Source organism: Streptomyces sp. NPDC002306, from assembly GCF_053593435.1.
This window is the reverse complement of sequence record NZ_JBSFCK010000108.1, coordinates 3,222-5,070: the sequence shown is the minus strand read 5'-3', so window position 1 is coordinate 5,070 and position 1,849 is coordinate 3,222. Positions and strand designations below refer to the sequence as shown.

At 57.0% G+C, this 1,849-nt stretch carries 1 rRNA gene (running past one end of the window); it reads right to left on the bottom strand.

Features of this window, described 5'->3' with window-relative positions:
• Positions 1-22 precede the first annotated feature (22 nt).
• Positions 23-1,849: ribosomal RNA gene (locus ACWCQK_RS41955) — 23S ribosomal RNA — on the bottom strand (it continues 1,368 nt past the right edge of the window).

Here is a 1,849-nt window from a genome sequence, read left to right as displayed (position 1 = left end):
AACACAGTGGACGCGAGCAACTGAGGACAAGCCCTCGGCCTATTAGTACCGGTCACCTCCACCCATTACTGGGCTTCCAGATCCGGCCTATCAACCCAGTCGTCTACTGGGAGCCTTACCCCATCAAGTGGGTGGGAATACTCATCTCGAAGCAGGCTTCCCGCTTAGATGCTTTCAGCGGTTATCCCTCCCGAACGTAGCCAACCAGCCATGCCCTTGGCAGGACAACTGGCACACCAGAGGTTCGTCCGTCCCGGTCCTCTCGTACTAGGGACAGCCCTTCTCAATATTCCTGCGCGCGCAGCGGATAGGGACCGAACTGTCTCACGACGTTCTAAACCCAGCTCGCGTACCGCTTTAATGGGCGAACAGCCCAACCCTTGGGACCGACTCCAGCCCCAGGATGCGACGAGCCGACATCGAGGTGCCAAACCATCCCGTCGATATGGACTCTTGGGGAAGATCAGCCTGTTATCCCCGGGGTACCTTTTATCCGTTGAGCGACGGCGCTTCCACAAGCCACCGCCGGATCACTAGTCCCGACTTTCGTCCCTGCTCGACCCGTCGGTCTCACAGTCAAGCTCCCTTGTGCACTTACACTCAACACCTGATTGCCAACCAGGCTGAGGGAACCTTTGGGCGCCTCCGTTACTCTTTAGGAGGCAACCGCCCCAGTTAAACTACCCATCAGACACTGTCCCTGATCCGGATCACGGACCCAGGTTAGACATCCAGCACGACCAGACTGGTATTTCAACGACGACTCCACCACCACTGGCGTGGCAGCTTCAAAGTCTCCCAGCTATCCTACACAAGCCGAACCGAACACCAATATCAAACTGTAGTAAAGGTCCCGGGGTCTTTCCGTCCTGCTGCGCGAAACGAGCATCTTTACTCGTAGTGCAATTTCACCGGGCCTATGGTTGAGACAGTCGAGAAGTCGTTACGCCATTCGTGCAGGTCGGAACTTACCCGACAAGGAATTTCGCTACCTTAGGATGGTTATAGTTACCACCGCCGTTTACTGGCGCTTAAGTTCTCAGCTTCGCCACACCGAAATGTGACTAACCGGTCCCCTTAACGTTCCAGCACCGGGCAGGCGTCAGTCCGTATACATCGCCTTACGGCTTCGCACGGACCTGTGTTTTTAGTAAACAGTCGCTTCTCGCTGGTCTCTGCGGCCACCCCCAGCTCGAGCAGCAAGTGCTCTCACCAGACGTGGCCCCCCTTCTCCCGAAGTTACGGGGGCATTTTGCCGAGTTCCTTAACCATAGTTCACCCGAACGCCTCGGTATTCTCTACCTGACCACCTGAGTCGGTTTAGGGTACGGGCCGCCATGAAACTCGCTAGAGGCTTTTCTCGACAGCATAGGATCATCCACTTCACCACAATCGGCTCGGCATCAGGTCTCAGCCTTAATGTGCGACGGATTTGCCTATCGCACGGCCTACACCCTTACCCCGGGACAACCACCGCCCGGGATGGACTACCTTCCTGCGTCACCCCATCACTCACCTACTAACCGCTTGGTCCGGCGGCTCCACCACTTTCCATTCCCCGAAGGGTCCGGAACGGCTTCACGGCCTTAGCATCACGATGCTCGATGTTTGACGCTTCACAGCGGGTACCGGAATATCAACCGGTTATCCATCGACTACGCCTGTCGGCCTCGCCTTAGGTCCCGACTTACCCTGGGCAGATCAGCTTGACCCAGGAACCCTTAGTCAATCGGCGCACACGTTTCTCACGTGTGTATCGCTACTCATGCCTGCATTCTCACTCGTGAACCGTCCACCACTGCCTTCCGGCGCAGCTTCACCCGGCACACGACGCTCCCCTACCCATCCA